The organism is Streptomyces sp. NPDC093109 (genome assembly GCF_040701725.1).
GTDB lineage: Bacteria > Actinomycetota > Actinomycetes > Streptomycetales > Streptomycetaceae > Streptomyces.
This window is the reverse complement of record NZ_JBFBEZ010000029.1, coordinates 44,581-71,111: the sequence shown is the minus strand read 5'-3', so window position 1 is coordinate 71,111 and position 26,531 is coordinate 44,581. Positions and strand designations below refer to the sequence as shown.

The 26,531-nt window shown below is 72.1% G+C and carries 21 protein-coding genes and 1 pseudogene; 14 read left to right on the top strand and 8 right to left on the bottom strand.

Features of this window, described 5'->3' with window-relative positions:
* The first annotated feature begins 274 nt into the window (after positions 1-274).
* Positions 275-1,645: a serine hydrolase domain-containing protein gene (locus tag AB0389_RS25940; RefSeq protein ID WP_366397884.1), complete on the top strand. Its 1,371-nt coding sequence runs from the start codon at positions 275-277 to the stop codon at positions 1,643-1,645.
* A gap of 55 nt (positions 1,646-1,700) precedes the next feature.
* Here the strand turns inward: AB0389_RS25940 and AB0389_RS25935 are convergent, their stop codons facing one another.
* On the bottom strand, positions 1,701-3,425 hold the full coding sequence (locus AB0389_RS25935; RefSeq protein ID WP_366397883.1) for a CocE/NonD family hydrolase: 1,725 nt from the start codon (positions 3,423-3,425) through the stop codon (positions 1,701-1,703).
* A gap of 330 nt (positions 3,426-3,755) precedes the next feature.
* On the opposite strand from AB0389_RS25935, the gene AB0389_RS25930 reads away from it, so the two are divergent.
* From AB0389_RS25930 to AB0389_RS25880, 11 genes and pseudogenes are all read left to right on the top strand, one after another.
* Positions 3,756-5,339 carry an ABC transporter substrate-binding protein gene (locus AB0389_RS25930; RefSeq protein WP_366397882.1) on the top strand — a complete coding sequence of 528 codons (1,584 nt, stop codon included), beginning with the start codon at positions 3,756-3,758 and terminating at the stop codon, positions 5,337-5,339.
* Between the two features lie 67 nt (positions 5,340-5,406).
* On the top strand, positions 5,407-6,408 hold the full coding sequence (locus AB0389_RS25925; RefSeq protein ID WP_366397881.1) for an ABC transporter permease: 1,002 nt from the start codon (positions 5,407-5,409) through the stop codon (positions 6,406-6,408).
* Positions 6,409-6,417: 9 nt separating this feature from the next.
* A complete protein-coding gene (locus AB0389_RS25920; protein ID WP_366397880.1) occupies positions 6,418-8,436 on the top strand; it encodes a dipeptide/oligopeptide/nickel ABC transporter permease/ATP-binding protein in 2,019 nt (672 codons plus the stop codon).
* Positions 8,433-9,485 (top strand): ABC transporter ATP-binding protein, encoded by a 1,053-nt coding sequence (locus AB0389_RS25915; protein ID WP_366397879.1) that lies wholly within the window; start codon positions 8,433-8,435, stop codon positions 9,483-9,485. The genes AB0389_RS25920 and AB0389_RS25915 overlap by 4 nt, the downstream gene beginning before the upstream one ends.
* On the top strand, positions 9,482-11,476 hold the full coding sequence (locus AB0389_RS25910; protein WP_366397878.1) for a S9 family peptidase: 1,995 nt from the start codon (positions 9,482-9,484) through the stop codon (positions 11,474-11,476). Before AB0389_RS25915 ends, AB0389_RS25910 begins: the two co-directional genes overlap by 4 nt.
* A 1-nt stretch (position 11,477) precedes the next feature.
* Positions 11,478-12,683 carry a M20 family metallopeptidase gene (locus AB0389_RS25905; protein WP_366397877.1) on the top strand — a complete coding sequence of 402 codons (1,206 nt, stop codon included), beginning with the start codon at positions 11,478-11,480 and terminating at the stop codon, positions 12,681-12,683.
* Between the two features lie 31 nt (positions 12,684-12,714).
* Complete coding sequence (locus AB0389_RS25900) at positions 12,715-13,626, top strand: GNAT family N-acetyltransferase (protein WP_366397876.1); 912 nt, start codon at positions 12,715-12,717, stop codon at positions 13,624-13,626.
* Complete coding sequence (gene menC, locus AB0389_RS25895; RefSeq protein ID WP_366397875.1) at positions 13,623-14,729, top strand: o-succinylbenzoate synthase; 1,107 nt, start codon at positions 13,623-13,625, stop codon at positions 14,727-14,729. Before AB0389_RS25900 ends, menC begins: the two co-directional genes overlap by 4 nt.
* Before the next feature lie 117 nt (positions 14,730-14,846).
* Complete coding sequence (locus tag AB0389_RS25890) at positions 14,847-16,505, top strand: helix-turn-helix domain-containing protein (RefSeq protein ID WP_366397874.1); 1,659 nt, start codon at positions 14,847-14,849, stop codon at positions 16,503-16,505.
* Positions 16,506-16,704: 199 nt separating this feature from the next.
* Complete coding sequence (gene speB / locus AB0389_RS25885) at positions 16,705-17,721, top strand: agmatinase (RefSeq protein WP_366397873.1); 1,017 nt, start codon at positions 16,705-16,707, stop codon at positions 17,719-17,721.
* A gap of 48 nt (positions 17,722-17,769) precedes the next feature.
* Positions 17,770-17,883, top strand: a pseudogene (locus tag AB0389_RS25880) (IS5/IS1182 family transposase); the annotation flags it as partial.
* 15 nt (positions 17,884-17,898) lie between these two features.
* On the opposite strand, the gene AB0389_RS25875 reads toward AB0389_RS25880, so the two are convergent.
* Positions 17,899-18,804 (bottom strand): RNA polymerase sigma-70 factor, encoded by a 906-nt coding sequence (locus AB0389_RS25875; protein WP_366397872.1) that lies wholly within the window; start codon positions 18,802-18,804, stop codon positions 17,899-17,901.
* Between the two features lie 72 nt (positions 18,805-18,876).
* A complete protein-coding gene (locus tag AB0389_RS25870; RefSeq protein WP_366397871.1) occupies positions 18,877-20,085 on the bottom strand; it encodes an FAD-dependent oxidoreductase in 1,209 nt (402 codons plus the stop codon).
* Between the two features lie 287 nt (positions 20,086-20,372).
* On the opposite strand from AB0389_RS25870, the gene AB0389_RS25865 reads away from it, so the two are divergent.
* Complete coding sequence (locus AB0389_RS25865) at positions 20,373-21,662, top strand: MFS transporter (RefSeq protein ID WP_366397870.1); 1,290 nt, start codon at positions 20,373-20,375, stop codon at positions 21,660-21,662.
* Positions 21,663-21,775: 113 nt separating this feature from the next.
* Complete coding sequence (locus tag AB0389_RS25860) at positions 21,776-21,982, top strand: PfkB family carbohydrate kinase (RefSeq protein ID WP_366397869.1); 207 nt, start codon at positions 21,776-21,778, stop codon at positions 21,980-21,982.
* A 55-nt stretch (positions 21,983-22,037) separates the two neighbouring features.
* On the opposite strand, the gene AB0389_RS25855 is transcribed toward AB0389_RS25860, so the two are convergent.
* From AB0389_RS25855 to AB0389_RS25835, 5 genes are all read right to left on the bottom strand, one after another.
* Positions 22,038-23,051 (bottom strand): 2-oxoglutarate and iron-dependent oxygenase domain-containing protein, encoded by a 1,014-nt coding sequence (locus AB0389_RS25855; RefSeq protein ID WP_366397868.1) that lies wholly within the window; start codon positions 23,049-23,051, stop codon positions 22,038-22,040.
* 72 nt (positions 23,052-23,123) lie between these two features.
* Entirely contained in the window at positions 23,124-24,011 is an 888-nt protein-coding gene (mmuM, locus tag AB0389_RS25850; RefSeq protein ID WP_366397867.1) for a homocysteine S-methyltransferase, read from the bottom strand.
* On the bottom strand, positions 24,008-24,757 hold the full coding sequence (locus AB0389_RS25845) for an amino acid ABC transporter ATP-binding protein (protein ID WP_366397911.1): 750 nt from the start codon (positions 24,755-24,757) through the stop codon (positions 24,008-24,010). Before AB0389_RS25845 ends, mmuM begins: the two co-directional genes overlap by 4 nt.
* A complete protein-coding gene (locus AB0389_RS25840; protein ID WP_366397866.1) occupies positions 24,757-25,584 on the bottom strand; it encodes an amino acid ABC transporter permease in 828 nt (275 codons plus the stop codon). The genes AB0389_RS25845 and AB0389_RS25840 overlap by 1 nt, the downstream gene beginning before the upstream one ends.
* Positions 25,584-26,483 carry an ABC transporter substrate-binding protein gene (locus AB0389_RS25835; RefSeq protein ID WP_366397865.1) on the bottom strand — a complete coding sequence of 300 codons (900 nt, stop codon included), beginning with the start codon at positions 26,481-26,483 and terminating at the stop codon, positions 25,584-25,586. The genes AB0389_RS25840 and AB0389_RS25835 overlap by 1 nt, the downstream gene beginning before the upstream one ends.
* Positions 26,484-26,531 lie beyond the last annotated feature (48 nt).

Genomic DNA, 26,531 nt, shown 5'->3' with positions numbered 1-26,531 from the left:
GGTGTGAGTCCGTCCGGGTCCGAAGATTCCGCCGTTGTCGGTCGTTCCGCCGACTGTGTTGACGGACACGACTGCCGCACCGTCGCGAGGTCCGCCGTCCGAAGGTCTGCACCGTCCAGGCCACAGAGCGCTCCGGGCCACAGAACGTCCCGGGCCGCAGAGCGCCGCGCGCACGAACGTGTGGGCGCGGAATCGTGCGGCGGCACGAATTTCGCCGTCGCGGCCGCGTCTACCATCCGGTGACCGCAAGAGTTCCTGGTTGGAGGGCTCCCTCATGGCGAATCCGAACGATGTCGAGACGTGGATCCGGGCGAGGCTGCCCGCCCTGCTGGCCGAGCACCAGGTTCCGGGCGCCGCCATCGCGGTGTGCGTCGGCGATGAGACCGTCGACTTCGCCACCGGCGTGCTGAGCAGGGCGACCGGCGTCGAGGCGACCACCGACTCGGTGTTCCAGATCGGCTCCATCACCAAGGTCTGGACAGCCACCCTGGTCATGCAGCTGGTCGACGAGGGCCGAATCGACCTTGACGCTTCGGTGCGCCGTTACCTGCCCGACTTCGTGTTGGCCGACAACGCCGCGGCGGCGGCCGTCACCGTACGCCAACTGCTGTCCCATACGGCCGGGTTCGAGGGTGACATCTTCACGGACACCGGTGTCGGCGACGACTGTGTGGAGAAGTACGTGGCCACGCTCGCCGATGTGCCCCAGCTGTTCGGACCGGGGGAGATGTTCTCGTACAACAACGCCGGCTACTGCGTCCTGGGCCGCATCGTCGAGGTTCTGCGCGGTGCGTCGTACGACGAGTGCCTGCGCCGCTTTCTCTTCGCGCCGCTCGGCCTCCGTCACGCTGCCGCGAGCCCCTACGAGGCGATCCTGCACCGCGCCGCCGTCGGCCACCTCACCGCAGAACCGGGGGCCGAGCCCCAGCCGGCGCCGGTCTGGTCCATCACCCGGTCCAACGTGGCCGCAGGGGCCATGCTGGCCATGAGCCCGCGCGACCTGATCGCCTTCGCCCGGCTTCATATGGCCCCGGGCCACCGCGCGTTGAGCGGGGCGAGCGTACGGGCGATGCGGGAACGCCAGGTGGATGTGCCGTATCTGGGCACGGACACGTCCTGGGGTCTTGGCTGGGAGCTGTTCGACTGGCCGGGCGGCCGGGTGGTCGGCCATGACGGTGGCACCATCGGGCAGCGTGCCTTCCTGCGGGTGGTGCCCGAGCGGGGCGTGGCGGTCGCACTGCTCACCAACGGCGGTGAGGTGATCCCGCTGTTCGAGACAGTCTTCGCGCACATCCTGGGCGAGCTCGCCGGTGTGACCGTTCCGAAGTACCCGGTCCCGTCGGCCGAACCCCGCCGCGTGGACGCCACGCGGTACGTCGGCACGTATGCCTCCCGGATGGCCGAGAGCACGGTCGGCCAGGACGCCGAGGGCCGTATCTGGGTGGACCAGAGGCCGACCCCGGTCGCCGTGGGCCTGGGCATGACGCCGCAGCGCTACGAGTTGCTGCACCTGCGCGGCGACACCCTGCTCGCCGCCCGGGCCGAGGCGGGGGTGCACATGCCGCACACGTTCGTCGGGGACGACGGCGCCGGCCACGCCCAGTACCTGCACACCGGTCGGGCGGACCGGCGCCTGACACGGTGAAGGAACGATGCGGCGTCGCCCCGGCCCGACGGCCCGGGAGGCGACGCCGCTCGGGTTACCGCGCAGCCGCGTCCACCACCGGCAGCACCAGCCTGCTCGGGTGGTCCCCGCCGTGCGCGACGGTGTTGAGGGCGACACGTGCGTCCGCCTGGGTCGCCACCACACCGAACCGGTTCAGACTGCGGGCGAACCACGGGAAGTCGCTGCTGGTGACAGTTACCCGCACCCGGTGGCCGGGCAGGAACACATGCTGGGTCGGCCAGAGTTCCACGGTGAACCCGGTGATCTCGTCCGGCGTCAGCGGAGCCGGTTCGGCCGGCGAGTCACGGCACGCGGCGCGCAGACAGCCCTGGGTGACCTTGTAGGACCGGCCGTCCGGGTGGACGTCGCAGAGCTTCACGTGCCACTCGGTGTCGTCGCAGTCGGACGACGCGAACAGTTCGACGCGGCCCCATCCCGAGATCCTGGTCTCCGTCTCCAGCGACGGACCGGTGAAGGTCAGGACGTCCGGGCGGGCCTCGTTGACATCCTGCAGCAGCGGCACGTCCTCGACCGGATAGGCCCGCACATCCACCTGGGTCGGCACCGGGTCGGCAGGGTCGTACCGGTAGGCGGTCGAGGACTCCTGCTCCTGAGCGGTGACGGTCAGGACACCCTCCTCGTCCTGGTGGCCCAGGAACAGGGACCGCTCGGACGTCGCCATCGGCCAGGTGTCCGGCGTACGCCACCGGTCGGTGCCGGGCTCGAAGAGCCGGATCCTGGCCACGTCGTCCAGCCCCGGCCCCTTGTTCTTCAGCCAGTGGTCGAACCATCGCAGATGCTCGGCGTCCATGTCCCAGGCCGCGTCCGGGCCGAGGTCACGGCCGGCGTAATAGCGGTCGGGGTAGCGGGACTTGAGGTGGCTCCATGGTCCGACCAGCAGATACTGCGAGTCGGCGGCCGGGGAGGCCGCGGCCATGTGTTCGTAGTGGTGGAACGCGCCGAGCAGGTCCTCCAGGTCGTACCAGCCGGTGACGTGCAGGCAGGGGATGTCGATGCGGTCGTAGCGGTCGTCGAAGCGCAGCGCCTGCCAGAAGTCGTCGAGGCGGTCCTGGCGGGTGAGCAGCCGCCAGTTGTCCTGCGGGATGCCGAGTTCGGTGCCGATGGCGTCGTAGGGCAGGGTGGGCAGGAGGCGGTCCCAGTCCATGGCGGCCATGGCGTGGATCTCGGAGATGCGGCGGCGGGTGGCAAACGCCCACCAGGCGAAGTACAGCTGGAAGGCACCGTTGGTGAACGGGATCTCCTGCTGCCAGCGGCCGGCCGCTGACGTGGAGACCATGCAGGTCAGGTGCGGGGGCCTGCGCGAGGCCGCCGCCCACTGGGTCCAGCCCATGTAACTCAGGCCGGTCATTCCGACATTGCCGGTGCACCAGGACTGCGCGGCGACCCATTCGACGACGTCGTAGCCGTCGTCGGGGTCATGCGCGAACGGCACCCAGGTGCCCTGCGACTTGCCGCGTCCCCGTACGTCGACCGCCACGAACACGTACCCGTGCCGCTGGTAGAAGCGTGCCTCGTCGGTGGCGAAGCCGACACTGTCCTTTCCGTACGGTGTGATGGTCACGATCGCGGGCGCGGGCCCGTCGCCTTCGGGAAGGTAGACGTCGGCGGCGAGTTCGACGCCGTCGCGCACGGGGATGCCGGTCTCGAACCGCCGTGGACCGGATTCGTCGGTGTCGCGCAGCCAGCGGGCGAACGGCGTCGCCGGCGCGTCGGTGGAGGTGCCGGGAAGCTCAGACATACACAGGGGCTCCTTGAGAACAGGACCGGCGGGGTTGTCCCGTCGGCCAGGGCCTGTCCGGCGTTCGGGGGCGGACAGGCCCCGAGGGGATGGAGGCTAGGAGCCGAGGGCCGCGGGCACCTCGTGCGCGCCGACGAAAAGCCGCGCCGGGGTTCGCACCCTCCCGTCACGGGAGCGGTGGCACCGCCCGCGGTCCGGGCCCCTGTCCGTGACGACGAGCGGCCCGGGGCGTTCTCGTCTGCCGGTACCAACACCACGCCCGGCGCCTCGGGCACCATGACACACCAGCCATTTTCGGCCGGTCACGACCACTGGAGGAGGTAGGAGGACATGAGACCGAGCGCAGTGGGCGCCTGGGCATGTGCCGGCGCGATGGTGCTGGCCGGTTGCGGCACCGGCACGGTGACCGGGACCGGCAAGATCGTCGACGGCGGGACGTTCACGTTCGCCCTGGACTCGGACCCGGGAAATCTCGATCCGCAGGCGTCGGCATTGGCCACGGCGACCCAGATCGGCCAGTTCGCCTACGACCACCTGCTCAACTCGAACGCCGACGGCAAGCTCGTCTCCGGTCTGGCGACCACCTGGAAGGCGACCGACAAGAAGGTCGTCCTGAGCCTGCACAAGGGCGTCACCTGCTCCGACGGCTCCGCGTTCACCGCCGCCGACGCCGCCGCCAACATCAACTACGTCGCCGATCCCGGGAACAAGAGCCCGCTGCTCGGAGTCTTCCTCCCGGTAGGCGCCCAGGCCACGGCCGACACCGCCGCCGGTACGGTGACGATGACCCTGGCCGGTCGGGCCCCGTTCGTTCTCCACGGCCTGGCGGCGCTGCCGATGGTGTGCGCGAAGGGCATGCGGGACCGGTCGTCGCTGGCGCACGAGACCCTCGGCACCGGCCCGTACCGGCTCACCAAGTCCGTGGCCGGAAACGAGTACACGTTCCGGAAGCGGTCCGGCTACACCTGGGGCCCGGACGGCATCGGCACCGCCACGAAGGGACTGCCGGACACGGTCGTCGCCAGGATCGTCCCCCAGCAGACCACGGCCGCGAACCTCCTGCTCTCCGGTGCGCTGAACGCCGCCACCGTCACCGGCGCTGACACCTCCCGGCTGGAGGGGGCGCACCTCTTCGCCGCCAAGTCGCCCACGGTCACGGGGGAGATGTGGTTCAACCAGGCCAAGGGCCGCCCGACGGCGGAAACCCCGGTACGCCGGGCGTTGACGCAGGCGCTCGACCTGGCTCAGTTGCGCAAGGTGCTCACCATGGCCAAGGGCGCCGTGCCCACGACGTTCACCGCCGCCGAACCGCTTGTCTGCCCCGGCGACTCCATCACGAAGGCGTTGCCCGCACACGACCCGGACGCGGCCGAGCGGCTCCTGGACGCCGCGGGCTGGAAAGCCGGTGGCGACGGCGTACGGGAGAAGAACGGCCGCGAGCTCGCGCTCACGTTCGCCTTCGACACCAGCCTCCTCGGCTCCAGCGGGACGGCGGCGGCCGAACTCGCCACGCAGATCTGGCAGAAGCTGGGCGTGAAAATCATCAGCCGCCCGCAGGACCTGACCCGTATCGGGCAGACCCTCTTCACCACGGGCGACTGGGACATCGTCTGGGAGGCGCTGGTCCCGGGCTCGCCCGACCAGATGGTTCCGTTCCTGTCGGGGCCCGTGCCGCCGGCCGGTACCAACTTCGCGCACATCGACAACGCCGACTACCGCGCCGGCGTCGCGCACGCCGCGAGCATCCCCGGTACCGAGGGCTGCCCGCGGTGGCTGGCGGCCGAGAGCGCCCTGGTCGAGGACGCCGCTGTGATTCCGTTCGCCAACCAGGCCATCCAGACGTTCGGCAGCGGCGCCACGTTCGAGTACGCCGGTGCCCTTGTCCCCACCAGCATCCGGATGCGCGCCCGCTGATCGCGGCGCATCCGCACACCCCAACCCCAGCAGGCCCCGCCCGCCGACCGGAGAGACAAGGACGGCCGTGACCGACTTGAACCAGGCACCACCAGCCCCCGCAACGGCCCGGTTGACCGGCAACACCTGGGTGCGCTTCGCGGCGCGCCGCGCGGGCCGACTGGTCCTGTCGCTGTGGGTGCTGGTCACGGCGGCGTTCCTGATGATCCACCTCATCCCGGGCGACCCGGTCCGCGCCGCGCTCGGCCCGACCGCGCCCGCTTCCCTGGTCGCCGCGCGCCGCGCCGATCTGGGGCTCGACAACCCGCTGCCGGTGCAGTACGTCCACTATCTGCGGGACGTCCTCAGCGGCGATCTGGGCACCTCGATGACCTTCAACCTGCCGGCTTCGCGGGTGATCGGCGATCGGCTGCCCGCGACGCTGCAACTCACCCTGACGGCGTTCGCGGTCGCGGTCGTCATCGCGGTGCCGGTCGGCGTCCTGATGGGCGTGCTCACCCGGGGTGGCCGGGCCCGGCGCGCCGAGTTGGGGTTCACCGGGACGAGTGTGGTGCTCGGCACGATCCCCGACTTCCTGCTCGGGGTGGTGCTCGTCTACGTGTTCGGGGTGAGCCTGGGCTGGCTGCCGGTGGCCGGGAGCGCGGGGGCGAGTTCGTACGTGCTGCCCGTGCTGTCCCTGGCTGTCGGGACGGCCGCGGTGCTGGCCCGGCTGCTGCGGGTGCAGATGGTGACGGTGCTTGAGGCCGACTACATCCGTACCGCCCGCGCCAAGCGGCTGTCCGCCGCCGCCCTCCATGTGCGGCACGCGCTGCCGAACGCGCTGACAGCGACGATCACCGTCGGCGGGCTGCTGCTCAGCTCGATGGTCGCCGGGTCCGTGCTCGTGGAGAACGTCTTCGCCTGGCAGGGACTGGGCAACACCATCGTCCACTCCATCCTGGCCAAGGACTATCCGCTGGTACAGGGCATCGTCCTGGTCTACGGCCTCGGAGTGCTACTGGTGAACGTGGTGGTCGACGTGGCCGTGGCGCTGCTCGACCCGCATTCGGCGACGATCCGGGAGAGCTGAGCGATGGCCATGAGAACACCTTCCCCCGCCGGGCGGCGCCCGGCCGGACCTCGTCGCGGTGGCCGGTCCGCCGACTGGCTCCCCGTGCTCCGCACCCCGGTCGGGGCGGGCGCCGGCCTGCTGCTCGGTGGTGTCCTCGTCCTGGCGGTGATCGCACCGCCGGTATGGGGAGACCAGGCAGCGGCGGTCAACACCGACATCCTGCTGGAGGGTGCCTCGCCGTCCCACTGGGCGGGCACCGACAACCTCGGCCGTGACCTGTTCCTGCGCGTCCTCGTCGCCACCCGTCTGTCGGTGGGGCTGGCGCTGGTGGCCACATGCATCGCGGTCGTCACGGGGCTGCTGCTGGGGACCGCGGCGGTGCTCGTCGGGCGGCGCGCGGCCCGGCTCGTCGCGACCGTCGTCGACATCGCGGTCGCCTTCCCCGGACTGCTTCTGGCCCTGTTCTTCGCGGTGATCTTCGGGGTCGGCACCACCGGCGCGGTGCTGGCGATCGGATGCGCCGCCGCCCCCGGGTTCGCCCGGCTGACGCAGACCCTGGTCGCCGGGGTCGTCGAACGCGACTATGTCGCCGCCGCCCGGATCGCCGGCGTGGGCAGGCTCCGGCTGCTGCTGCGGCACGTGCTGCCGAACATCGCCGAACCGCTCGTCGTCAACGCCACCATCGGCGCCGGTTCCGCGCTGCTGGCGTTCGCCGCGCTGTCGTTCCTCGGGCTGGGGGTGCAGGGGGCGTCCTACGACTGGGGGCGGCTGCTCGGCGACGGTCTGAACGGCATCTACGTCCACCCGGCGGCAGCCCTGGCACCCGGCATCGCCATCGTCGTCGCGGGACTGGCGTTCAACCTGTTCGGCGAGGCGGTCGCCAAGCGCGTAGGACCGGCCACCACCGGACAGCTCACCCCCCTCGGCCGGCCGGCGCGACGCGCGACGTCCGACGCCGGCCGGACCTCGCGCTCCGACGCGGGCCGAGCCACCCCGGGCGGAGCCGGCGCGGATCTCGTCCTCGACGTCCGCGACCTGACCGTTACCGTCCCCGGCGCCGACGGTCCGGTACGCCCGGTCCGGGGCGTCGGCTTCCGCATCGGCCGTGGCCAGGCCATCGGCATCGTCGGCGAGTCGGGCTCGGGCAAGTCCCTGACCGTCCTGGCGGTCGCCGGACTCCTCGACGAGCGCGTCCGGGTCGACGCCGAGCGGCTGACGTTCCTCGGCACCGACCTGCTCAGCGGTACACCCCGCGACCACGCGCGGCTGCTCGGCTCGTCCCTCGCGATGGTGTTCCAGTCCCCGACGACCTCCTTCAACCCCGCACTCCGCGTCGGCGGCCAGCTCGCCGAAGTGTCCCGGCGGCACGGCGGCCTGAACCGGCGGAACGCCGCCGCCCGCGCGGTCGACCGGCTGCGCGCGGTGCGCGTCCCCGCCGCCGGACGCCGGGCACGCCAGTACCCGCACGAGTTCTCCGGCGGCATGCTGCAACGCGCCATGATCGGGATGGGCATGATGGGCTCCCCGGCACTGCTCGTGGCCGACGAGCCCACGACCGCGCTCGATGTCACCGTGCAGCGACAGGTACTGCGGCTGATCGACTCGGTCCGGCGCTCCGACGCCGTCGCGACCCTGCTGATCAGTCACGACGTCACGGTCGTCGGACAGGTCTGCGACCGGGTCCTGGTCATGTACGCCGGCCGCATCGTCGAGGAACTCCCGGCGGCCGAGCTGGCGACCGGGGCGCGGCACCCGTACAGCCGGGCGCTCGTGGCGGCCGTGCCCGGCCTGCACAGCGACACACACCGCCCGCTGCCGGTCATCCCGGGTCGGCTCCCCGACCCGGCCGCGCTGCCGACGGGCTGCGCCTTCGCACCGCGTTGCCCGCTCGCGGACGAGCGATGTCACCGGAAGGAACCGCCGGTCGAGACCGACGCGGACGGCCGGCGGGTCGCCTGCTGGCACGCGGGTACCGGGACCGATCCCGGACCGCGACCCACCGCGGAACCGGCGGCCGATACGGCTGAGGCTGGAGAACGGTCATGAGAGAACTGCGTTTCGAGGGCGTCAGCGTGCGCTACGGCAGCCGCCGCGGCGGCTTCACGGCGGTGGACGGAGTGGACCTGACCGTCCCCGCCGGGGAGATCGTCGGCCTGGTCGGCGAGTCGGGGTCCGGCAAATCGACCCTGGCCCGCGCGGCGGTCGGCCTCCTCCCCGTGCACAGCGGACGGATCCTGCTCGGCGGCGAGTCCCCCCGGCAGCGGACCGGCGCCCGTCGGCCCGTACAGATGGTGTTCCAGGACCCGTACGCCTCGCTCGATCCGCGGATGACGGTCGGCGCGTCCATCGCCGAGACCCTGCCCCGCCGATTCGCGGGCGGTCCGAAACCGGCAGGCGCCGCGAAGTCCGATCGACAGCAGGAGGTCTCCCGGCTCCTCGAACGCGTCGGGCTCGCCCCCGACCGGGCGGCCCTGTATCCGAGGCAGTTGTCCGGCGGGCAGCAGCAGCGCGTCGCGATCGCCCGGGCGCTGGCCGCCGGGCCCGACGTGATCGTCGCCGACGAGATCACGTCGGCGCTGGACGTGTCCGTCCAGGGCACCGTGCTCAACCTCGTGCGCGACCTGCAACGCGACCTCGGTGTGTCGATGCTGTTCATCTCGCACAACCTGGCGGCGGTACGGTACGTCGCGAGCAGTATCGCGGTGATGTACCTGGGCCGGATCGTCGAGCACGGCCCGACGCGGGAGGTGCTCGCCGACCCCCAGCACCCCTACACCCGCGACCTGCTCGCATCCGTGCCCGACGCCCGGCACACCCTCGCCGACGAGTCCGACGAGTCCGACGAGCCGTCCGCGCGTGTGGTGCGCGACGCGGAACCGGCCGACCCGCACCGTCCTCCGGCCGGCTGCCGCTATCACCCACGCTGCCCGGTCGGCCCGCTGGTCCTGCCCGGCCGCGACGTGTGCCGCACCACCGAGCCCGGCCGCGACCACCCCCACCACACCGCCTGCCACTTCCCCGGCGGACCGGTGGCCCTGCCCGCACCTGCCGTGGCAGCCCTCTCCACCGACGAGCGAGGAGACACCGCGCCGTGACCCGCCGCCCCCGCATCGACGACCTGCACGGCCTGGCCGTCCCCGAGCAGCCGGCGCTCTCCCCGGCCGGCGACCGACTGGCCTATGTCCTCAGGACGTCGGACACGCGAGCCGACCGCGACCACCGTTCACTGTGGCGGGTGTCCGGCGAAGAACCGCCGCGGCGGCTCACCACGGGCCCCGCGGACACCTCGCCCGTCTGGTCGCCGGACGGCACCCGGCTCGTCTTCCTGCGGGCACCCGGCGACGCGGCCGGACCGCCGCAGCTGTGGCTGCTGCGGGCCGACGGCGGCGAACCCGGGCAGCTCACCCGGCTGCCGCTCGGCGCGGGCGCACCGGTGTGGAGCCCCGACGGCACGCGCCTCGCGTTCAGCGCGCCCGTGGACCCCACCGCGGTCGAGGGCGAGGACGACGCCGCCCGGCGCCGGCGAGAAGCGGCGCCCGTCGTGGCCGAGCGGCTCGACTACCAGGCCGACGGCACCGGCCTGCTGCGCTCCGTCCGCAGGCACGTCCACGTCCTCGACCTCGTGGAAGGGCGGTGCCGGCAGGCCACCGGCGGCGACTGGCATGCCGGCACCCCGGCCTGGTCACCCGACGGCACCCGACTGGCCTTCGCCGCCGCGCCCGGACCGGACACCGACCTCACCCTGCGCGTCCCCCTCCATGTCCTCGACGCGACCGACGAGAAGGCGAGCCCCCGCCGGGTCGGCCCGGCCGACCTGTGCGCCGGCCCGGTGGCCTGGACCGGCGACGGCAGGGCGCTGCTGACGGTCGGCACGGTCGGCGGCTCCCCCGGGCACGCCGGGCTGCTTCGGGTGCCGACGGCCGGGGGCGATGTGGTGGATCTCGCGGCGCCGCTGGACCGCAACGTCATGCCCGGCGGCACCGGATACCCGGGTGCGGCACCGCGGTTGACCGACGACGGCCGCACCGTACTGTTCTGCGCCCGCGACCGCGGATGCACCCGGCTGTACGCGGTGGACGTCACCGGCGGCCCCGTGCGGCACGTGCTCGGCGGCACCGGAGAAGTCGTCTCCGGACTGTCCGCGGCCGCGGGCACGGCCGCGGTCGTCCTCGCGACGCCGACGTCGTACGGCGAGATTGTCACCGTGGACCTGGCAGGCGGCGCACCGCGCGTGCGCACCGGCCATGGCGCGTCCCTCGCGGACGTACGGCCGTACCCGCGCGTCGAACGGGAGTTCACCGTCTCCGACGGCACCCGGGTCTCCGGCTGGCTGATCCGGGACCCGGACGCGCGTGGCCCGCAGCCGCTGCTCCTGGACATCCACGGCGGACCGCACAACGCGTGGAACGCCGCCGCGGACGAAACCCACCTCTACCACCAGGAACTCGTCGCGCGCGGCTGGTCGGTGCTGCTGCTCAACCCCCGCGGCAGCGACGGCTACGGCGAGCGGTTCTACACCGCGGCCCTCGGCGCGTGGGGCAGCGCGGACGCCCGGGACCTCCTTGAACCGCTCGACGACCTGGTCGCCGAGGGCGTGGCCGATCCACGGCGGCTGGCCGTGGCCGGCTACAGCTACGGCGGCTATCTGACCTGTTACCTGACCAGCCGCGACAACCGGTTCGCGGCGGCGGTCGCGGGCGGCCCCGTCACCGATCCGGTCAGCATGGCCGGCAGCTCGGACGACGGACAGTCCCTCGCTCTCCACGAGTTCGGCGGCCACTCCTGGCGCGACCACGACCGGCTCGCCGCCATGTCACCACTGGCGCAGGTGAATCACGTACGCACGCCCACGCTGATCCTGCACGGCACAGCCGACCTGCGCTGTCCCCTCGGGCAGGCGCAGCAGTGGTTCACGGCGCTGCGCCGGATGGGCGTGCCCAGCCGGCTCGTGCTGTACCCGGACGCGTCGCACACGTTCATCGTGGACGGTCGTCCCTCGCATCGACGGGACTTCAACCGGCGCATCGTCGACTGGGTGGAGCACCACGCGCACCGCGATCGTTCCGCCACCACCAAGGAGGACTGACATGGGGACCGGCATGGACCACTCGGCGCTGTCCGCGCGGACACGGGCCGCGCTGCCCGGACTCCTCGCCGGCATCGAACGGCTCGTCACCTGCGAGTCCCCGTCGAGCGACCTCGCCGCCGTGGCGCGCAGCGCCGACGTCGTCGCCGAACTGGGCGCCGCCCGGCTCGGCGCCGCCCCGGAGCGGATCGTCCTCGACGGCGTTACCCACCTGCGCTGGCGGTTCGGCCCCGGCCCGACGCGCGTGCTGCTGCTCGGCCATCACGACACGGTGTGGCCGATCGGCTCCCTGACCACCCACCCCTTCGGCCTCATCGACGGTGTCCTGCGCGGCCCCGGCTGCTTCGACATGAAGGCCGGTCTCGTCATGGCGATGCACGCCGCGGCGGCCCTGCCCGACCCTTCCGGCGTGACCCTGCTCATCACGGGCGACGAGGAAGTCGGCTCACCCACCTCGCGAGAGCTGATCGAGACCGAGGCGTCCGGCTGCGCCGCCGCACTCGTACTGGAGGCGTCGGCGGACGGCGGGGCCCTGAAGACCGAACGCAAGGGCGTCTCACGCTACGAGGTACACGTACAGGGCCGCGCCGCGCACGCCGGGCTGGAGCCCTGGCGCGGCGTGAACGCCGGCGTCGAGCTCGCCCACCAGGTCCTGGCCGTACAGGCACTGGCCGACCCCGCGCAGCACACGACCGTCGTACCGACCGCGATGTCGGCCGGCACGACGTCCAACACCGTGCCCGCGCGGGGACGGCTCGACGTGGACGTGCGGGTCCGGTCGGTGACCGAGCAGGAACGCCTCGACACCGCCGTACGGGCGCTGCGGCCGGTACTGCCCGGCGCCGGTCTGGAGATCACCGGCGGCCCCAACCGCCCGCCCCTGGAGGCCCGCGCCTCGGGGGACCTGTTCGACCGCGCCGCCCGGCTCGCCGCCCGACTGGGCCTGGCCCCCCTCACGGGCACCGCGGTCGGCGGAGCCTCCGACGGGAACTTCACCGCCGGCATCGGCACGCCCACCCTCGACGGCCTGGGCGCCGTCGGCGGCGGCGCGCACTCCGCCGACGAACACGTACTCGTCGACGAACTGCCCCGCCGCACCGCTCTGCTCGCCGCGCTCCTGGCCGACCTGCTCGCCGGCCGGCCGACACTCCCCTCCCCGTGCGGTCTCACGAATCAGCGGTCCTCCTCTCGTGCCACACGACCATGACCCGCGCGGCCCGGGCCGCAAGCATGGAGTCATGACCGACCTTCAGGAAGCCCCTGACGACATCGCGGGAATCGTCGAGGCCGCGCTGCACGCCGACACCGCCGTCCGGGCGGCCGGCGTGACACTCCGCGAACTCGTCCGCCACGACGAACTGGAAGCGGTGTCCCGGCTCTACGACACCATCTGGCAGCCCGCCCCGGGCAGACCACTGATGACCACGGAACTGCTGCGCGCGCTGGCCAAGTCGGGCAACTACGTGACCGGCGCATACGACGGCGACGAACTGGTCGGCGCGAGCGTCGCGTTCTTCGGCGCACCCAGGGACGGCTGCCTCTACAGCCACATCGCCGGAGTCTCGGACCGCATGCGCGGCCGTCACGTCGGTCACGCCCTCAAACTGCACCAGCGCGCCTGGGCGCTGCTGCACGGAACGTCCACGATTGTCTGGACCTTCGACCCGCTGGTCCGCCGCAACGCCTACTTCAACCTCGTCAAACTCGCCGCCTCACCGGCCGAGTACCTGCCCGACTTCTACGGCGGGATGCACGACACGATCAACGGCGGCGACGACAGCGACCGGCTGCTCGTGCGCTGGGATCTCACCGCCCCACGGGTCGTCGCCGCCTCCGCCGGCCACGGACCGCTCCTCGACGCCGCCGCCGAGCGGGCCGCCGGGGCGGCCGTCGCCCTGGACATCTCCGATGCCGGCCGGCCGGTGTCCGGAGTACGGAACGCCGAAACCCTCCTCGTGTCCGTCCCGGGCGACATCGAAACACTGCGCACCCAGGACCCGCAGACGGCGAAGGACTGGCGGCAGGCCCTGCGGGAGGTCCTCGGCGGGCTCCTCGACGACGGCGCACGGGTGACCGGATTCGACCGTGCGGGCTGGTACCTGCTGACCCGCGGCCACGACACGGACCATCCTCAGGAGGACAACCGATGAGACTCAAGGGCGTGGAACTGCGCCGGATACACATGCCTCTCGTCACACCGCTGCGCACCTCGTTCGGCACCGAGTCGCTGCGCGACATCCTGCTGCTGCGCGTGGTCACCACCGACGCCGAGGGCTGGGGCGAGTGCGTGGCGCTTCAGGACCCCAGGTACTCCTCCGAGTACGTGGACGGGGCGGCCGATGTGCTGCGCCGCTTCCTGGTGCCCGCACTCGCACGCCTCGACCACCTGGACGCGGTGGCGGTCGCCCCCGCCCTCGAACCCTTCCGCGGGCACCGGATGGCGAAGGCCGCACTGGAAATGGGCGTCCTCGACGCCGAGTTGCGCGCCGCCGGCCGGCCGCTCGCCCGGGAACTGGGCGCCGTGCGCGACCGCGTCCCGTGCGGCGTCTCGGTCGGGATCATGGACTCCGTCCCCGAACTGCTGGACGCGGTCGGCGGATACCTCGACGCCGGCTACGTCCGGGTCAAACTCAAGATCCAGCCCGGCTGGGACCTCGAACCGGTCCGGGCGGTCCGTGAGCGATACGGCGACGGCGTACTCCTGCAGGTCGACGCCAACGCGGCCTACACGCGGGCCGACGCGCGCCACCTCTCCCGCCTCGATCCCCACGGCCTGCTCCTGATCGAGCAGCCGCTCCCCGAGGAGGACCTCCTCGGCCACGCCGGGCTCGCGAAGTCCATGGCGACCCCGATCTGTCTGGACGAGTCGATCGTCTCCGCCCGGGCCGCCGCCGACGCCATCGCGCTCGGCGCCTGCTCCATCGTCAACATCAAGCCCGGACGGGTCGGCGGCTATCTGGAAGCACGCCGCGTCCACGACGTCTGCCACGCCCACGGCGTGCCCGTGTGGTGCGGCGGCATGCTCGAAACGGGTATCGGCCGCGCCGCCAACGTCGCGCTCGCCGCTCTGCCCGGTTTCACGCTGCCCGGCGACACCTCGGCCTCCGACCGCTACTACGCGGCCGACCTCACCGAGCCCTTCCTGCTCGACAACGGCCACCTGGCCGTGCCGACCGGCCCCGGCATCGGAGTGGAGCCGCTGCCCGAGCGGCTGGAGGCGGTCACGATCTCGACGGAGTGGCTGTCCGGCTGAACCTCGATCGGACATCGGACAAGCGCCCACCTGACTGGTCGCCGGGAACAAAACCGGTGACGGATCTCGTTCATCCGGACGAATCAGGCTGCTCTCTCCACGGTTAGCGTCAGTCAGGTGGTGCTACCCCGAATGAACCCGCGCCCCCGTACCAGTCTCGGCCGACTGCTGGACGACCTCGGCACGACGCTGCTCCACCTCGTCCATGGCGAGTCCGGTCGCGGCGAGCACATCGGGGGCCTCGTCATCCATGACCCGATCGACGCACCCGTGCTGCCGCCCCGGGCGCTGGTCCTGGGCGTCGGCATCCACCGGGCCGCCGACATCGTCGCGCTCCTGGACACCCTGGGCGCCCAGGGCTCGGCCGGACTGGTGCTCCGCGCCCCCGTACCCACCGACGTCGACATACGAGCGGCCGCCGAAAGCTCCGGCGTCGCGGTGCTCGGTCTCACGCCCGGCGCCTCGTGGACCCAGCTCACCGCGATGCTGCGCTCCCTGCTTGCCGAGGACGACGTCGCGGACCCCGACGCGGCGACACTCGGCGGCGTTCCGTCCGGCGACCTGTTCACGCTCGCCAACGCGATCGCCGCGCTGTTGGACGCGCCGGTGACCATCGAGGACCGCAGCTCCCGCGTCCTGGCCTTCTCCGGCCGGCAGGACGAGGCCGACACGGCGCGGGTCGAGGCCATCCTCGGCAGGCAGGTTCCCCAGCGCTACTCGCGTCTGCTCGCCGAGCGCGGCGTGTTCCAGCAGATCTACCGCGACGACTGTCCCGTCTTCATCAGCCCGTCCGCCGATGCGGCCGAGGCGGTCGGCTTCTCACTGCCTCGCGTGGCCATGGCGGTGCGCGCGGGCGACGAGGTCCTCGGGTCGATCTGGGCCGCGGTCAAGGAGCCGCTCGAAGCGGAACGGGCACACGCCCTGCGGGACGCGGCCAAACTCGTCGCCCTGCACATGCTCCGCGTCCGCGCCGGCGCCGACGTCGAACGCAGGCTGCGGGCCGAACTGGTCGGCTCCGCACTGGAGGGAGGGCCCGGCGCCCGCGACGCGCTGAACCGGCTCGGCCTGGCCGACCAGCCCGTGGTCGTCCTCGCGCTCGCCCTGGCCGACTCGCCCGGCGAACCGTCCATCGGCGCCGACGCCGTACTGACCGCCGAACGCCAGCGGGTCGCCGACGCCTTCGCGATGCATGTGAGCGCCGTTCATCCGCGCAGCGCCGCGGCCCTCGTCGGCGATGTGGCCTACGCACTCGTCCCCACGGGACGGGATGTGGCGGACGGCGAGGAACGCGCGCTGCGGATCGCCTCCGACTTCGTCGACCGCGTTGGCGCCCGCATCCCGGCCGTGATCGGTGTCGGCGCCGTCGCCGGTGCCGTCACCGACCTCGCGCACGCACGCGCCTGCGCCGACCGGGCCCTGCGCGTCCTGCGGTCCCACCCCGGCGAACCCCGGGTCGCCCGGCTGCCCGACGTACACGTGCAGTCGTTGATGCTCGAACTGCGGGACATGGCGGCTGCTCGGGGGGACCGCCCCAGCGGCCCGGTGGCACGGCTCCTCGCCTACGACGAGCGGCATCACGCCAGCCTGGTGCAGACCCTGAACGCCTGGCTGGACGCCTTCGGCGACGTCATCGCCGCGTCCGCCTCCGTCCACGTCCACCCCAACACCTTCCGCTACCGCCTGCGCCGCGTCGGCGAGGTCGGCGGCATCGACCTGGCCGACCCGGAGGCCCGGTTCGCGGCCATGCTCCAACTCCGTCTCCACTCGCTGTCGTAATTGCCGCCATTCCTCTCTCCGAATAGACAGAACCGGCAATGACGATCACGCTGTGCGGCGAGGGGACGGCAGGTCGTAGTACCGCTGTACGAAAGGGAACCCGCAACTTCGTTTCATCGGCCATGCCCGTGGAAGCCGCGGCGGGGTTCGATGGCTGAGCACGGCCGACAGCGCGTCACCCGACCCCGAGGAACCCGCGATGACCCGACCCGACACCGGCCCGACGCCACCCGCGGCGTCCCACTCCCCGACGGGCATCGTCGGCCCGCCGGATGCGCTGGCGCAGCTTCCCCGGTTCGCGGGGCCGTCGACCTTCGCCCGGCTCCCCCGCCTGGATGAGGTGGCTCGGGCCGACGTGGCGATCGTCGGGGTTCCCTTCGACTCGGGAACCACCTACCGTCCGGGAGCCCGATTCGGGCCGGAGGCCGTTCGCGCGGCATCGAAACTGCTCAGGCCCCATCACATCGGCCTGGATATCGAGCCGTGGACGGCCCTCCAGATCGTCGACGCGGGGGATGTCGGGGCGACGCCCTTCGACATCCCCCGGGCGATCGAGCAGATCGAGCATGCGGCGCGGACGCTCTACGCCGACGCCCGGAACATCGTGGCGATCGGCGGGGACCACACCATCGCGCTCCCACTGCTGCGTGCCGCGCACGAGCAGTTCGGCCCCATGGCACTCGTGCACTTCGATGCGCACTTCGACACGTGGGACACCGTCTTCGGCAATCCGCTCGCACACGGCACTCCGTTCCGCCGCGCCTTCGAGGAAGGGCTGCTCGCGTCGGACCACTGCATGCACGTCGGCATCCGGCACAGCACTCCCGCCGCGTCGGACTTCGACGACGACGCCGCGCTCGGGTTCGCGACGGTCACGACTCTCGACGTCGCCAGACAGGGGATCGACCGCGCGGCGGAGCGCATCCGACAGCGAGTGGGGGACCGTCCCGTGTACGTCAGCATCGACGTCGACGTACTCGACCCCGCCCACGCCCCCGGCACCGGGACGCCGGAGCCGGGCGGCCTGACCACGAGGGAGCTCCAGCTCCTGCTGTTCTCCCTCGCCGGCCTCGATGTCGTCGGAGCGGACGTCGTGGAGGTCTCGCCCGCCTACGATCACGCGCAAATCACCGCACTCGCGGCCGCAGGCATCACGTTCGACCTGCTCGCGATGTTCGCTCGGGGCCAGCGACCCCAGGCCGTGTCCCATAATTGATCTTGTGGGTGTTGACTCCCGGCAGGCCTCAAGACCGTTGGTCCGTTCATGGGGCGGGGCGTGCGGAGTTGGATTGTTCCGGACGGATTGTGGGAGATCGCGCAGCCGTTGATCCCTGCGTCGAGGGTGCGTCCGCAAGGGGGCGGTACGCGGGACACACCAACCGGCCAGTGGTGTTCATCGCAGGGTGAGGGGAGTTTCGGAGGTGGTGTGGGAGAGTTTCTCCGGGTTGCGGACGAAGTAGAGGCCGGTGATGCGGGCGTCCTCGACACTGATCGCCATGATGCCGTCGAACTCGCCGTCGAGACTGACAACGAGTGCCGGGCTGCCGTTGACCACGGTGGGGCCGATGGTGAGTCTGTTTCCGGTCCTGCCGGTTCTGCTGGTCACGCCGGCCATGAGGCGTGCGACTTTGCCGGAGCCGGTGACCGGTCGCAGTGCGGCGTGTTTGATGCCGCCGCCGTCGCCCATGTAGACGACTTCCGGGGCGAGTACGTCGAGGAGGCCCTGCAGGTCTCCGTTCTCGAGCGCGCGCCGGAATGACTCCAGGGCTGCCCGGACCTCGCCGGGGGAGGCCGTCTTGCGGGGGCGGCGGGCATCGACGTGCCGGCGGGCGCGGTGGGCGATCTGGCGGACGGCCTCGGGACTCTTGCCGACGGCGGCCGCGATCTCCTCGTACCCGACGTCGAAGGCCTCGCGCAGTACGAACACGGCGCGCTCGGTCGGCGACAGTGTTTCGAGGACGAGCATCATCGCCATGGACACACTCTCGGCGAGCTCGACGTCTTCGGCCGCGTCCGGTGCGGTGAGCAGCGGTTCGGGCAGCCAGGGGCCGACGTAAGCCTCTCTGCGGCGGATCGTGGTGCGCAGCCGGTTGAGTGACTGCCGGGTTGTGATCCGGACCAGGTAGGCGCGCTGGTCGCGTACCTCTTCCAGGTCGGCCTTGACCCACCGCAGCCAGGTCTCCTGGAGGACGTCCTCGGCGTCGGCCGCCGAGCCGAGCATCTCGTAGGCGACGGTGAAGAGCAGGTTGCGGTGGGCGACGAACGCCTCGGTCGCCGGGTCAGTGGCACGGTCGCTCATGTCGCGGCCCCTTTCCTTCGCAGCCGTTCGCTCCGTATCCGCCGGGATCGGCCCGGAGCGGCTTCCACGGTCTCACTGGGCTGCCGGCTGACCGGCGGTGGGCGCCTCGCTGGGCCCGGGCTGCAGCAGTTGCCGGCGCCTGTCGCCTCCCGAGACGCGGTGCAGGCTGTACGAGCCGGGCTTGTGGGCCTCGTCGGCCAGGTGTTTGACGGTGCCCTTGCACACGAACTCCTTGAGCTTCGCGCCGGGGCGGCCGGCGATGTGGAACCACAGTGCGACGTCGTACCTGTGGGCGAACTGGAAGATACCGGCGCGCCGGCCCAGGCTGATGCACTGGCCGGCGAACGCCTGGTTGAGGGGCGCGGGCCGCTCACCCGCGATCCGGCTGAGGACGGTGTCGGCGGCCCGGGCGCCCAGCGGCATCGCGGCCTGGCAGCTCATCCGCAGTGGCAGGTCCGACGGTGCCGCCGAGTCCCCGGCCGCGACGATCCGGTCGTCGTCCACGCTGGTCAGCGTCTCGTCCGTGAGGACACGGCCGAGGGCGTCCGTGCTGAGCCCGCTGCGCGCGGCCAGGTCCGGGACGCCGAACCCGGCGGTCCAGATGGTCACCCGGCTCGGCAGCTCCCGGCCGTCACCGAGCCGCACGGCATCGCGGGTCACCTCCGTCACCTGCGTGCTGGGGCCTTGCCGTACGGTCACCCCGAGCGCGGCCAGCCGCCCGGCCACCGAGCGCCGGCCACGCGGGTGCAGATACGGTCCGAGGATCCCGCCGCAGACCAACGTCACCGTGCGGCCCGCCTCCGCCAGCTCGGCGGCGGTCTCGATGCCGGTGGGACCGGCTCCGACCACCGTCACGGCGGCCGTCAGGGGTGCGGCGTCGAGGACCGGCCGCAGCCGCCCCGCCTCCTCGAAGGTGGCGATCGGGTAGGCGAATTCGGCCGCGCCGGGCACGCGGGGGTCGGCGCTGCCACTGCCCACCGCGTAGACCAGGTAGTCGTAGCCGACCGCGGTGCCGGTCGCCAACGTCACACTGCGCTCGGCGGTGTCGATCCGCGCCACGGTGCCGACCCTCAGCCGGACGTCCTCGTTCAGCACCTCTCCGTACTCGACGGCCGCCGGGTGGGACCCGCCCGCCAGCTGGTGCAGGCGGATCCGCTCGACGAAGGCCGGGCGCGGGTTGATCAGCGTCACCGTCACGTCGCCGCGCCGCGTCAGTCGGTTGGCCGCCATGACGCCGGCGTATCCGCCGCCGATCACCACCACGTCGGTGTTCAAGGTCATGATGCCCTCCTTGGGCTTCAGGGATTCGGCCTCAAGACACCGCCTGACCGACCACTGTGACAGGATGTGGGGCAGATCACATAGCGGGCTGTGGGTTCGATATCGGGCCCTCCGGTGCTGCCTTTCCGCGCGCGGTTCCTCTACGCTCGGTCGAGAGGTCATCAACTACCGTATGAAATCTGCCCGGTGACGGAGTCGGCGTGGGGTGCGCGTCCCCGCTCCACGCCACCACTGGACGGCTCCAGGCGCAGCCACGGGTCGGCACTTCCGGACGCCGACGACCCCGTGTGGCGCGTCCCGCCGGGCGGCGAAAGGGATGCGTCGTGCCTTCGGCGTCGGCGAACTACCGTACTCTGCTGCGCACTTCGGGTGCCGCGGCTTTCTTCCTTCCCGCTGCTGTCGGGCGTCTGGGCATCGCCATGACGGGGATCGGCATCGTTTGGCTGGTGCACGCGCGTACCGGGTCGTATGCCGCCGCGGGTCTTGTCACCGGCGGGTTCGCTGTCGCGGATGCCGTCGCCGGGCCCCAGATCGGGCGCCTTGTCGACGGGGCCGGGCAGGCGCGGGTGCTTCCCTGCGTGCTGGGCGCACACGCCGGGGCCGTGGCGCTGCTGCTCACCGGCGCCGTTCCTGACCTTGTCGCCGGAGTGCTTGTCGGGGCTACGCTGCCTCAGCTCGGTGCCCTGTCCGCCGCTCGCTGGTCGGCCCTGCTGTCCGGCGAACGGGCTGCCGCGCTGCCCACCGCCTTCGCACTGGAGGCCCTCGCCAACGGTGTGTCCTATCTGGCCGGACCGGCCCTGGTGAGTGTCCTCGGTGCGGCGGGCCGCCCGGGCGCCGGGGTGCTGCTCGCCGCCGCGCTCGTCGTCGTCGGCGGGCTCGCCCTCGCCGCCCAGCGCCGTACGATGCCGCCCCTCACCGGCCGCGCCGAACGCCGGCACGCCGGGCGTGCCCTGCTCCGCTCCGTGTTCCTGCGGCAGGTCGCGCTCGGCCTCGCGCTCGGGGTGTTCTTCGGCGCCATGCAGGTGTCCGTCGCCGCGTACGCCGTGGGACGCGGCACACCGGACGTGGCGGCGCTGCTCTACGCCGCCTCGAACTGCACCAATCTGGTGGGTGGCTGGGTCTACGGGGCGTGGAGCCACGGCGGCTCAACCCGGCGCCGCCAGGCCGTGGCCGCCGCCTGCCTCACCCTGGCGTGCCTTCCGCTGGTCTTCCTCGACGCGCCCCTCGCGGTCGGCGCCACCCTCGCCCTGACCGGACTCGCCGTGCCGGTCCTGCTGATCCTCTCTTCCGTCCTCACCGAGTCGGCGGTCCCACGCGCCGTCCTCACTCAGGCGTTCACCTGGGGCAACTCCGCGAGCGCAGCGGGATCGGCGGGCGCCGCGGCGGTCGCGGGTCGGATGGTGGACACGGGCGGCGCACACGACGGTTTCGCCGTGGCGGCGGGAGCCGCGGCAGTCATGACAGCCCTGGCGCTCGGCGGCCTGCGAAACCCACCACCGGGCGTACCGAAGCCGTCCGGCATTGCGCGGGGCGGCGCGAACGCGCGACACCCAGGTGCCGCGCGTTCTGCCGGCTGAGCGTCAGCCCGCCCAGACCTCGGCTTGGTCGGCCGGGACGGTGGTGGCCAGGCTCGCGACCGCGGGCGGGACGGCGAACGTCTCCGCCGACGGCGAACGTCTCCGCTCCCGCCGTGACCGCCGTGGACACGATCGGCGCGGGTGACAGTTTCATGTCCGCGGTCCTGGCCACCGTGCTCGGCGACGACGCGGACCCCGGAGCTCTCGGCCCCGCGGCCCTCGAACGCCTCGGCGGCCGTGCGGCTCCGGCCGCCGCCATCACCGTCCAACGGGAAGGAGCACAGCCCCCCCGCACTGGCCGAACTGCGCACCGCCAGTGATTGAGGCGCCCGCACACGCTGTCCGCACCCCGTAGTGCCTTCGGGGTGCGGACAGCTATGGCTTCAGGTGACCCACACCCGGCTGTTCGGCCAACAGCTCGGGGTGGTGCTTCTTCACCACCTCGGGGTGGGCGCGGATCCAGCCCTTGAGTTCGTTCCAGCCGAACTCCGCGAACAGAGGGTTGCCCGAGTCCTCGGTGACGCCCGCGGCGACGGACGCGCCGGGGAAGGGGAGCGGGGTGATGTGGGCGTCCAGGCGCGGGTTGTAGAAGAAGGGCGCGGAGTAGCGCTCGCGTGCTCCGGGCGGGGAGACCACACGGTGGTTGGTCGCTCGGAGGTAGCCGTTGGTCGCCACCTCCAGGAGTTCGCCCAGATTCACCACGAACGCGCCCGGCAGATGGGGCACCTTGATGAAGCCGTCGTTCTCCGGGGACTCGACCTCCAGGCCGGGCACCTCGTCCGTCAGCAGCAGGGTCAGGAACCCGTAGTCCTTGTGCACGCCCACGCCCTGGTCATCCCCTTCGGGGGCCCGCCCCGGGTAGCGGATCAGCTTGAGGTGGTTGCGCGGGTTTCCGGAGAAGGCGTCGTCGTAGAAGTCCTCGGGACCGCCGATGGACGCGAGCAGTTCGTGCAGCAACCGGTGGGCGACCGCGCTGAGCCGGTCCAGCCACTCCAGCGAGACCTCCCGCAGCGCGGGCAGGGCCTCGGGCCACTGGTTCGGGCCCTCGAGCCACCAGTACGGCGGCTCGCCCGGCGCCGGCGCGCGAGCGGGAAGCTCGTTGCTGATGTCGACCTGGTCGCGCCAGTCGCGGCGGCCCTGGGTCAGCTCGTTGCCGATACGTGTGTAGCCGCGGAAGTGCGGGGAGTTGAGGTTGTCGATCGTGTGCCGGTCGGCCTCGGGCAGGGCGAAGAAGTCGCGGGCGGTGCCGAGCAGCCGGGCCTGTTCGGCGGCGGTGATGCCGTGCCCGACCAGGTGGAAGAAGCCGACGTCGCGGGCGGCCCGGTGCAGCGCCTCGCGGTCGAGGGCGGAGAGGTCGATCACGGGAAGGGAAGCGGGCTGCTGGTCCATGGATACCCCCTGGGGTGGAGTGCGCGGAAGGAGAGAGAACGGAGTCGGTGGCCCCGGCGGGACGGGCCCGCTTCAGCCCGCTGCCGACGCGCCGACGCGGGCGGCCAGTTTCGCGATCTCGGCGGGGCCGACCCGGCAGCAGCCGCCGAGGAGGACCGCTCCGGCGGCGAGCCACGAGGGGGCCAGATCCGCGCTCTCGTCCTCGGCCCCCAGCCAGCGGCGTGCCGTGGGTTCCCAGACACCGCCCCCGTTCGGATAGGCGACGCCGGGCAGGCCGGTGACCAGGCCGAGGGCCGGGGCAATGTCGGCGGCAGGGGCGCAGTTGACCCCCGTGGCGACGACGGCGTCGCAGCTCCGGGCCAGGGCGAAGGCTTCGGCAAGTGGCTGGCCCGCGCTGGTCGTCGTCCCGCGGATGCTGTACGAGAGCCAGGCCGGGATGCCCAGGCCGTCCAGAGCGGTCAGTACGGCCTCGGCTTCGCGCAGGTCGGGAATGGTCTCGACGGCGAAGACGTCGGGGGCCGCCTCGGCGAGAGCCTCCAGCCGGGGCCGGTGGAAACGGATCAGCTCGGCCGTGGTGAGCCCGTAGTTCCCACGGTACTCCGAGCCGTCGGCCAGCATGGCGCCGTACGGTCCCACGGACGCCGCGACCCAGCCCGTCCCGGCGGCGGCCTCGCGGGCCAGGGAGACACTGCGCCGTAGCAGTGCCGTCGTCTCGGCGCGGGTGATGCCCAGTCGGGCGAAGCCCTCGTACGTGGCCTGGTAGCCGGCGGTGATGGCGACCTGCGCGCCTGCCGCGTAGTAGGCGCGGTGGACGGCCGCGATCGCTTCGGGGGCGTCGCGGAGCAGGCGGGCGGACCAGAGCGTGCCGCTCAGGTCGTGGCCCTGGGCCTCGAGTTCGTTGGACATGCCGCCGTCCAGGACCAGTGGTCCGGCGGCCAGGGCGTCTCGGAAGGTGGTCACAGCACTCTCGTCACGAAGTCGCGGGTTCGGGGATGGTCGGGGGTGGTCAGGATCCGGGCGGGCGGCCCGGATTCCAGGACGCGTCCGTCGTCGAAGAAGACGACCTCGTCGGCGGCCTCGCGCGCGAAGCCCAGTTCGTGGGTGACGACGAGCATCGTCATGCCGTCGGCGGCGAGGCCGCGCATGACGTCCAGGACCTCGCCGACGAGTTCCGGGTCGAGCGCCGAGGTCGGCTCGTCGAACAGCATGAGCTTCGGCCGCATCGCCAGGGCGCGGGCGATGGCCACCCGCTGCTGCTGGCCGCCGGACAGCTGGGCGGGGTACGCGTCGCACCGGTCGGCCAGGCCGACGCGGTCCAGCAGCGCCCTGGCCTCGTCGGTGGCCTCGGCACGGGGACGGCCGGCGCCGACCGGTCCCTCGGTGACGTTGGCGAGTGCCGTCAGGTGCGGGAACAGGTGGAAGCGCTGGAAGACCATGCCGATCCGGCGGCGTTGCCGGGCCAGGTCACGGTGGCGCAGCTCGCGCAGCCCGCGTCCGTACACCTCGTACCCGACCGGTGAGCCGTCCACCAGGATCCGGCCGCCGTCGGGCCGCTCGAGACGGTTCACGCACCGCAGGAAGGTGGACTTCCCCGATCCGGACGGCCCGATCACGCAGGTGACCGTCCCGCGCGGCACGGACACGTCGACACCGCGCAGCACCTCGTGTCCGGCGAAGGACTTGCGGACCCCGGTGGCCTGGAGCATCATCGGCGGCTTCCTTTCGCGAAGTGACGTTCGAGGTGGTGCTGGCCGATGTTGAGGAGGGTCGTGACGGCGAGGTACCAGATGCTGGCGACGATCAGCAGCGGGATCGTCTGGTAGGTCCGGGCGTACACGATCTGTACGGAGTACAGGAGTTCCGCGTAGGCCAGCACGCTCACCAGCGACGTCGTCTTGAGCATGGAGATGGTCTCGTTGCCGACGGGCGGGATGATCACTCGCATCGCCTGGGGCAGGATGATCCGGCGCAGGGTCCTGGCCCTGGACAGGCCCAGTGCCTCCGCGGCCTCGCGCTGTCCGTCGTCGACCGAGACGATCCCGGCCCGGATGATCTCGGCGAGGTAGGCGGCCTCGTTGAGGCCGAGGCCGAGCAGGGCGGCGGCGAAGGTCGTGACGACGGAGTTCGCCGGGACGTTCCCGATCGCCGGCAGGAGGGGGAGGTGCAGCGACAGCGTCGGGTACAGCGCGGAGATGAACCCCCAGAACAGCAGCTGCACCAGGAGCGGTGTGCCTCGGAAGAGCCAGATGTACGCCCAGCTGACACCCCGGGCGACGGCGTTGTCCGACAGGCGCATGAGCGCCAGCGCGATACCCAGCACGAGTCCGATGGCCATGGCCGCGGCGGTGAGTTCCAGGGTGGCGAGCAGCCCCTTGAGCACGGTCCGGCTGAACAGCCACGCGCCGACCGTGCCCCAGTCGAAGCGCGGATTGGTGATCAGCGACCGGACCAGGGCCGAGGCCAGGATCAGGACCACGAGGGTCAGGACCCACCGGCCGGGCCTGCGGCGGCGGACGATCGGCAACTCGTCCATCACGAGGCCGAGTTGATCTTGAACTCGTCGACGGCACCGGACTCCAGGCCCCACTTGGCGAGGATCTGCCGGTAGCCGCCGGTCTCCTTGAGGTCCTCCAGGGCCGACTTCAGCAGGGCGGTCAGCTCGCTGTTCTTCGGGACCGCTATGCCGAACGGCGCGGTGTCGTACGACTCGCCGACGACGGCGAGCTTGCCGCCGGAGCGCTTGGCGGCGTAGGCGGCGACCGGCGAGTCGGCCAGGGCCGCGTCGGCACGTCCGCTGGTGACGGCGAGGTTCACGCCGGTGCCGTCCGGAAAGGTGCTGACCTTGATCGGCGCCTCGCAGGCCCTGGCGCGGGCGGGCAGGTCCACCAGCGCCTGGGTGGAGCCCTTCGCCACGGCGACGGTACGGCCGCACAGGGAGTCGCCCTCGGACGTGAGCCCCTCGGGGTTGCCCGTCGGGACCAGCAGGGAGGTGCCCGCGTTGAAGTAGGTGACGAAGTCGACGACCTTCTCCCGCTCGGCGGTGTCCGTGAACGAGGAGACTCCGATTTGGTACTTGCCCGCCTGAAGGCCCGGGATGATCGAGTCGAAGGGCACGTTGACGATGGTGACCTTGACCCCGAGGACCGTTCCGAGCGCCTTGTCCAGGTCGACCTCGGCACCGATGGCCGTCTTGTTGTCGGCGGCGAAGAAGTCCATGGGCGGGTAGCTGACGTCGCTGGCGACCGTAATGCCGCTCGCCTTCACCGCGGGCGGGACCTTGGCGGCGAGCCCGGCGTTCTCCACGACCGCGGAGGTGGCAGCGGTGGCGGAGGACGATCCCGACGACGGGCCGGCCGGCTCGGAGGGGTCTGCGCAGCCCGCCAGGAGCAGTGTCGCGGAGCCGATCAGTACAAGCGGGCGCAGAGCGGACAAGGGGAACTCCTGAAGTGCCTGTTTTTCCGAAGGATGTGGATGGAGGTT

Excerpts from the sequence above, each read along its gene's own strand:
- AB0389_RS25940 (WP_366397884.1), top strand. The coding sequence starts at position 275 with ATGGCGAATCCGAACGATGTCGAGACGTGGATCCGGGCGAGGCTGCCC.
- AB0389_RS25935 (WP_366397883.1), bottom strand. The coding sequence starts at position 3,425 with ATGTCTGAGCTTCCCGGCACCTCCACCGACGCGCCGGCGACGCCGTTC.
- AB0389_RS25930 (WP_366397882.1), top strand. The coding sequence starts at position 3,756 with ATGAGACCGAGCGCAGTGGGCGCCTGGGCATGTGCCGGCGCGATGGTG.
- AB0389_RS25920 (WP_366397880.1), top strand. The coding sequence starts at position 6,418 with ATGAGAACACCTTCCCCCGCCGGGCGGCGCCCGGCCGGACCTCGTCGC.
- AB0389_RS25915 (WP_366397879.1), top strand. The coding sequence starts at position 8,433 with ATGAGAGAACTGCGTTTCGAGGGCGTCAGCGTGCGCTACGGCAGCCGC.
- AB0389_RS25905 (WP_366397877.1), top strand. The coding sequence starts at position 11,478 with ATGGGGACCGGCATGGACCACTCGGCGCTGTCCGCGCGGACACGGGCC.
- AB0389_RS25900 (WP_366397876.1), top strand. The coding sequence starts at position 12,715 with ATGACCGACCTTCAGGAAGCCCCTGACGACATCGCGGGAATCGTCGAG.
- menC (WP_366397875.1), top strand. The coding sequence starts at position 13,623 with ATGAGACTCAAGGGCGTGGAACTGCGCCGGATACACATGCCTCTCGTC.
- speB (WP_366397873.1), top strand. The coding sequence starts at position 16,705 with ATGACCCGACCCGACACCGGCCCGACGCCACCCGCGGCGTCCCACTCC.
- AB0389_RS25875 (WP_366397872.1), bottom strand. The coding sequence starts at position 18,804 with ATGAGCGACCGTGCCACTGACCCGGCGACCGAGGCGTTCGTCGCCCAC.
- AB0389_RS25870 (WP_366397871.1), bottom strand. The coding sequence starts at position 20,085 with ATGACCTTGAACACCGACGTGGTGGTGATCGGCGGCGGATACGCCGGC.
- AB0389_RS25855 (WP_366397868.1), bottom strand. The coding sequence starts at position 23,051 with ATGGACCAGCAGCCCGCTTCCCTTCCCGTGATCGACCTCTCCGCCCTC.
- AB0389_RS25845 (WP_366397911.1), bottom strand. The coding sequence starts at position 24,757 with ATGCTCCAGGCCACCGGGGTCCGCAAGTCCTTCGCCGGACACGAGGTG.
- AB0389_RS25840 (WP_366397866.1), bottom strand. The coding sequence starts at position 25,584 with ATGGACGAGTTGCCGATCGTCCGCCGCCGCAGGCCCGGCCGGTGGGTC.